Annotated in this window: 8 protein-coding genes; 4 read left to right on the top strand and 4 right to left on the bottom strand. The window is 43.8% G+C overall.

What is annotated here, in order from left to right:
* Positions 1-150: 150 nt before the first annotated feature.
* The 3 genes from RWS24_RS07265 (at position 151) to RWS24_RS07255 (ending at position 1,604) form a co-directional block, all read left to right on the top strand.
* Complete coding sequence (locus tag RWS24_RS07265) at positions 151-663, top strand: YiiX/YebB-like N1pC/P60 family cysteine hydrolase (protein WP_314366402.1); 513 nt, start codon at positions 151-153, stop codon at positions 661-663.
* Positions 656-1,309, top strand: coding sequence for a DUF1803 domain-containing protein (locus RWS24_RS07260; protein WP_314366400.1), 654 nt, complete (start codon positions 656-658; stop codon positions 1,307-1,309). Before RWS24_RS07265 ends, RWS24_RS07260 begins: the two co-directional genes overlap by 8 nt.
* Before the next feature lie 100 nt (positions 1,310-1,409).
* On the top strand, positions 1,410-1,604 hold the full coding sequence (locus tag RWS24_RS07255) for a CsbD family protein (RefSeq protein WP_002894655.1): 195 nt from the start codon (positions 1,410-1,412) through the stop codon (positions 1,602-1,604).
* Positions 1,605-1,631: 27 nt separating this feature from the next.
* Here RWS24_RS07255 and RWS24_RS07250 read toward each other — a convergent pair whose 3' ends face one another.
* The 4 genes from RWS24_RS07250 to RWS24_RS07235 form a co-directional block, all read right to left on the bottom strand.
* Entirely contained in the window at positions 1,632-2,636 is a 1,005-nt protein-coding gene (locus tag RWS24_RS07250; RefSeq protein ID WP_314366399.1) for an iron ABC transporter permease, read from the bottom strand.
* Entirely contained in the window at positions 2,626-3,645 is a 1,020-nt protein-coding gene (locus RWS24_RS07245; RefSeq protein ID WP_314366397.1) for an iron ABC transporter permease, read from the bottom strand. The genes RWS24_RS07250 and RWS24_RS07245 overlap by 11 nt, the downstream gene beginning before the upstream one ends.
* Before the next feature lie 98 nt (positions 3,646-3,743).
* Positions 3,744-4,679 carry an iron-hydroxamate ABC transporter substrate-binding protein gene (locus tag RWS24_RS07240; RefSeq protein WP_314366395.1) on the bottom strand — a complete coding sequence of 312 codons (936 nt, stop codon included), beginning with the start codon at positions 4,677-4,679 and terminating at the stop codon, positions 3,744-3,746.
* Between the two features lie 79 nt (positions 4,680-4,758).
* A complete protein-coding gene (locus tag RWS24_RS07235; RefSeq protein ID WP_314366393.1) occupies positions 4,759-5,544 on the bottom strand; it encodes an ABC transporter ATP-binding protein in 786 nt (261 codons plus the stop codon).
* Positions 5,545-5,764: 220 nt separating this feature from the next.
* On the opposite strand from RWS24_RS07235, the gene RWS24_RS07230 reads away from it, so the two are divergent.
* A complete protein-coding gene (locus RWS24_RS07230) occupies positions 5,765-6,520 on the top strand; it encodes a CPBP family intramembrane glutamic endopeptidase (RefSeq protein ID WP_023916573.1) in 756 nt (251 codons plus the stop codon).
* The last annotated feature ends 29 nt before the right edge of the window (positions 6,521-6,549 follow it).

Genomic DNA, 6,549 nt, shown 5'->3' with positions numbered 1-6,549 from the left:
GCGCTGTTTCTCGTAAAAAACAAGTGGTGCCTCAACTGACAGAAAGTTTTAATGCTTAAAGAGCTCATTTGAATAGATTAGTTACTAGATGAGGGCTATTCCCCTCATACTAAAAAGGAGTTTCGGCTCCTTTTTTGATAGGCGAGAGAAATGAAGATTCAAGATTTACAAGATGGAGATTTGATTTTTACGGTCGGATCTTCAGAAATTGCAGCAGCCATCCGAGCAGCAACTGGCTCATACAGCCACGTGGCCATCTTTTTTAATGGTGAGATTTATCATGCAACCCATGAGAAGGGTGTTGTCAATCAAGATTTGTCTGATTTTTTGCAGGATGAGGATGTTTATGACGTGTATTGCTATCCAGCTATTGATGCAGATGCTGTCTTTAAAAGGGCCAAATTGCATCTAGGAAAGCCATACAATTTCAGCTTCTATCCGCAGTCCGATGGTTTTTACTGTTCGGAGTATATTGCGGAAATTTTGCCGATTTTTGATACGATTCTCATGCAGTTTGGCGATGAGGAAAATTTGATTTCTGATTTTTGGCAGGAATATTATCGAGAATTGGGCTTAGATGTGCCCTTAAATCAGCCTGGGACGAATCCTAGCCAGTTGGCTCAGTCAAGAAAACTCATCTACAAAGGAGAACTTCATGATTAAAATCATCAACCCCAGCCGTTTGACGCGTAAATCTTTTTTTCAGGAGCTGATTGATTATTTGGATCAGCATGAGACGGTGATTCTACGTGAGATTAAGCGAGAGTTTGAGGACGTGGCTAATATTGACCGCTCGATAGAGGACTATATCAAGGCAGGCTATATCCGGCGGGAAAACAAGCGATATTATCTGACGCTGCCTTTTGTGGAAAGTTTGGAGGACTTACGTTTGGACCAGGAGGTCTTTATCCGTGATGATAGCCCCCTCTATCAGGAACTCTTGGAGCTGCGCTTTGAGACCCAGCTTTCCAATCAGACCAATGCGGCGGTCTTGCTGGAAGAGACAGATTTTCAGCGGGATAAGCTGACCTTGGCTAATTATTTTTATAAGATGCAGTGCCAATATCCGCTGTCTGAGGCACAAAAGTCCCTCTATGCTGTCTTAGGCGATGTCAATCCCGAATATGCACTCAAGTACATGACGACCTTCCTCCTCAAGTATGTCCGCAAGGATGAGCTCATGCAGAAGCGGCGGGACATTTTTGTTGATAGCTTAGTAATTTTAGGTTATATTCAACAAAATGAAGCAGGCAAGTATGAGTTACAGGCAAGCTTTGATAAGGAGAGATTGACTTTTCATCTGGACTGATTTTCCCATAGTATGAGCAGAATATTTGACCTTTGAAAAGAAAAAACTTATACTACTGTAAACGGTATCAGAAACCGTAAAAAAGAACGGAGGCAATCATATGTCACTAGAAAATAAATTCGATCAAGCTAAGGGCGCTGTTAAAGAAGGCGTGGGCAAAGTTACAGGAGATAACAAGACCGAAGCAGAAGGCTTTGTAGAAAAAACAGTTGCCAAAGCAAAAGAAGTTGCTGAAGATGCTAAAGAAGCTGTTGAAGGTGCTGTTGAAGGTATCAAAAACAGCTTGGATAAATAAAAAACAATCAGTCGATTATTCGGCTGATTATTTTTTTTGCTGATACATAAGGTAGAGGAAGTAGGGGGCTCCAATAATGGAAATCAAAATGCCTGTCGGGACGGAGCTTCCGATGAGGAAGGTTCTTGTGATCGTATCTGCCCCTGTCATGATAAAGGCACCTAGCAGCATGGCGGCTGGAAAGAGTAAGCGATGATCGCTAGGCAGGAATCGTTTGCTGATATGGCTAGCCAACATACCGATAAAGACAATATTTCCAGCTAGGGATAGACTAAAAGCGACGAGAGCACTGGCTAATAACAAGGTTATCTGACGCTCTCTTTTTAGATGAAGCCCTAGGCCTAGAGCTGTTTCATCATTTAGGCTGAGGATATTGAGCTTGTGGGAGAGCAGATAGGTCAGCAACCAGAATAAAAGCAAGAAGGGGCCAGCAATAGCTAGACTTTCCCAGTTATTACCCGTAATCTTACCAGCTAGCCAGCTAACTACATAGGTCAGTTTGTTCTGATTGACACGGCCGGTGATGGCAATCATACTGGAAGACAGAATGGTTGACAAGGTCACACCAGCAATAATGAGTTTGACGGGGCTGATAGCTTGGCCTTTTTGATGTGAGATCAGGTAAATAAGGGCTACAGTCATCATACCGCCAAAGGTCGCGATGAAGGGAAGATAGCGGATATAGAAAGGATCGGTCACTTCTAGCTTGCTGATAGCAAGAGTAATGATAACACCAGCTCCTGCATTGATTCCCAAGGTTCCTGAATCGGCAAGTGGGTTTCGAGTAAAGGTCTGCAGTAGTACACCGCTCATCCCTAGCGAAGCTCCTGCTAGAAGGCAGACCAGAATTCGAGGCAGGCGGATCTGCTCCATGATAAAGGCGCTGCCATCATCTCCCTGCCCCAGCAGATATCGAAAAGCTTCACCGATATTAAATTCCTGATCGCCTGATGATAGAGACAGTAGGAAAATTAGGAAAGTCAGGAGGCTGAGGCTTACTAGAACCAAAAGAATCCGTTTTTTATCTCTCATAGAAGGCCCCCGTTCTCATCAGCCATAGGAAGACTGGCAGTGTAACGAGACTGATAATAGAGCTAAGAGGCAGACCGACCATATGACTTGCAGCAAAATCACAGATCAGTAGAAAGAGCGCTCCTGTTAGCATCGTCAGTGGCAAGATTTTCTGGTAGTTCTTTCCGCTGATGGTTTTGACAAAGTGTGGAATAATCAGTCCGACGAGGGCTAGGCTTCCTACTAGGGCAACGGCTGCCGCTGATAACAGTAGAACGAGGCTTAGAAAGAGAAGGGTCAACTGAGTCGTTCGCTGGCCTAAGCCCTTGGCTACTGTTTCATTGAGGCTGAGAATGGTTAGTTGGTGAGAAAATAGCTGAGCCAGTAAGAGGCCTAATAAGATAAAGGGAGCAATGAGTTGCAGCATTTTCCAATTGGTTCCTAGAAGTCCTCCAGCCTGCCAACCGATGACAGCATTGGTCAGGTTGAGGTAAATGTTCAAGCCTTGTCCGATAGCAGTCAGGAGTGTTGTTACCATGGCACCGGATAAGACGAGACGTAGTTGCTCAAAACCTATTCTAGGATGGTAGGAGAGACTGAAAACCAGAATACTGGCTAGACAGGCTCCTGCAAGTGAGAGCAGGAGGATGCTACTGTAGTGTATACTCTTAGAAAAGGCATAACCGCAGATGAGCGCTAGGCCAGCTCCAGAGTTGATCCCCAAAAGTCCCGGATCAGCAATGGCATTGCGGGTAATCCCCTGCATGATGGCTCCTGAAACGGCCAAGCTAGCTCCGACTAGCAGAGCTGCTATTCCTCTAGGTAAGCGCAGATCTATGATGATGTTCTGGGCTGGACTTTCCTTGAAAGGATGGCTCAGCGTTTCTATCAGTTGCCGATGGGAGTAGCTGGGAATGCCAAAGCGCAGGTAGAGATAGAGTCCGCTAATCAGCAGGAGAATGAGGGCGAAAAAAACAAGCCAAAAGATGTTTGGCCTATTTTTTTGAGTGAAGAGTGTATGAAGCGTCATCTGGTATCCTTTATATAGTCGAAAATCAAATAGCTGTCATGAGATATATCGCTTACTAGCAATGTTTTTTACTAGTCTGAGTTTCTGCAAGGAATGGCCTAGTTCATTTTTTCAAGGCCATCTTGAATGGTTTTGAGTTCGTATTCAAGTGTCAATGGATCGTTGAAATAAAAGGCGTTGGCATCCACTTTTAAGATATGATTCTGTTGGACAGCGGGAATAGATTTCCAAACATCGCTTTCGTAAAGAGCGCTGCCTGTTTTATCATCTTCAGCTGCAACCAGGACATAATCGCCAATATACTCACTCACCGTTTCTTGGCTGACTTGCAAGTAGCCACTTGGGAATACTTCCTCCTTCACCTTTTGTGGGGCATCAAATCCCAGTGACTTGTAGATAACTTCTCCGCCTCGTCCCCAGTTGTTACCGAAGAGGTAGATTTCCTTTTCATATAGCCCGACAACCGTGAAAGTGACATCTTGTCCCAGCTTTTCTTTTAACTGCTTGCCAATATCAGCTGTTTTACTCTTCCAATCAGCAATCCATTGGTCAGCTTCTTTTTCCTTACCAAAGATTTGGCCAAAGCGATTCAGGATTTCTAAATAGTCATTTTTTCCATAATCAATGGCAATAGTTGGAGCGATTTTCTTTAGTTCATCGATATTTTTGTCACTGGCATCTACCACGATAAGGTCTGGCTTTTGCTTAGCGATTGATTCCAAATCTTCCGGCATCAGGACCTTGGCGTTTTTGACTTTTTCCTTGAGGACAGGGTTTTTAGCATCATAGGATGTTACAGTGACAGGGTCGAAACCTAGTTGCAACAAATAACCGGTGTGGGTTGAGGAGAGGCTGGCGATGCGTTTTGGATTTTTAGGAATGTCGCCGTAGTAGTGAAATCCATCAATTTTGGGCTTGCTGGATAGCTCGACCTTGTCTGCAGAGGCAGAGTTTTCGGGTTTAGATGAGCTGCCGCAGGCAACTAAAAGGAAGATGGTAACAGTAAGGGTGGCAAATGATAAAAACTTTTTCATTTTTTCCTCCAATTCTATAAAAAGTTTAGAAGCTGTATCCATGAAGAAGATATGGAAAAATTATCTATGAATACATAACTTATTTAACGAGCTGATAGCTGAGGCAGAGTGGCTTATCCTGAATAGGATCCCGAATAATCTGGGCTTCAATCTGAAAAATGTCTCTCAGAATATCCGAAGTCATGACCTGCTCAACACTTCCTTGATACCGGATACGCCCATTTTTCATAGCAATCAGCTGATGGGAAAAGCGGGCAGCTAGGTTGATGTCATGCAGAACCATGATAATGGTTTTTCCGCTGAGTCGGTTGAGGTCATTCAGCAACTCCAAGATTTCCAGCTGGTGATTCATATCCAGATAGGTGGTCGGCTCGTCCAGAAAAATAGTCTCTGTATCTTGAGCTAAAGCCATAGCAATCCAGACGCGCTGGCGCTGACCTCCAGACAAATCATCCACCTGCCAGTCTGAAAATTCGCTGACCTGAGTTGCTTCCATAGCCCAGCAGATTTTTTCCCGGTCTTCTGTACTGAGCCGCCCCAAGCCAGTTTGATGCGGAAAGCGGCCATAAGAGACCAGATCATAAACAGTGATGCCATCGGTCGCCTCCATGGTTTGGGGCAGCAAGGCAATCTTTTGCGCCACCTCCTTGGTCGGCAGTAGGGCGATGGATTGTCCATCCAGGGTTATGCTGCCGGCTTTTGTCGGCAAAATACGGGTAAAGGCCTTGAGAAGAGTGGATTTACCGCAGCCATTGCTACCGATAATAGTTGTAATCTTTCCCTCGGCGAGTTGGCAGTCCAGTCCGTCAATAATAACCTTTTGATCGTAGGCGACTTGGATACTTGCTGCAGAGATAATGGACATAGACTTCCTTTCTGGCTGATTCTTCTATCAGAATTACATCTTTTATTATACCATGAAAATTTTTCTAAAAAAAGAGTTTTCTGACAATTTAATAAAAATAAAATAAAAAAGTTTTATAAAATTGTAAATAATAAAAATTTAAGCTTTTCATGCTAAGATAGAAATATAAAAAAGAACCTGAAATGATGACATAAATTTACAGGTGGTGAAAGGAAATATGATGAAATTATTGACAAACCTACGCCCCTCTAAGCCTTTGAAAGAGCTGAGGTGGTTTGATATTGCAGTGATTACCCTGCTCATGTTTGGGCAGTTTATTTATCGCTCAACAGAGCTTTATCTAGCTAGCTTTGCGCCAGCCGCCAGCACAAGAGCGACTGAAACGGTGACCAATACAGCCAGTGAGGGAGCGGCTTTTTCTAGTAATTTCAATTTTCAGCTACTGATGCTGGTCTTGACCATTCTTTACCTATTGCTTCGGCGCTTTGACTTTAAGCAGCTTCCCATCCGTCTGAGCTGGTCGGTTCTCCTTTGGACTCCTCTTATTTTTGTAGTGGTAGGGTTCTTTGGTGACATTGTAACGACACTGAGCGGCGAGTATAATTACTTTGATCCAACTCTCTGGTCTTATGTAGATATTCTGGAAATCTTCCGGAAATTTGCTGAACTGACACCTATGGCCATTCTCTACGGACTTCTCAATGGCTTCTATGAGGAATTCTTTTTTCTGGGGCTTATGACCTCTGTTAAGGATAAGTATAAGTGGTGGGCTCTGGCTTACTCTACTATCATTCGGATTTCTTTCCACACCTATCAGGGCATGCTGTGGGCCTTGGTTATCGGAGTGGTGTACGGTCTCTTTTACTATTTCCTTTACAAGTACAAGGTCAAGAACCTCTTGCCTTTCTTTCTCATGCACGCCTTGGCGGATATGTTTGGCTCCAGCTTGATGTACGTTCTGATTAAATGGCGTTAATTTTTACAAAACGACAATAAAAAGGCGAT

Origin of the sequence: uncultured Streptococcus sp., from assembly GCF_963528215.1 — a bacterium.
Lineage (GTDB): Bacteria > Bacillota > Bacilli > Lactobacillales > Streptococcaceae > Streptococcus.
This window is presented reverse-complemented; position numbering and strand designations above follow the sequence as displayed.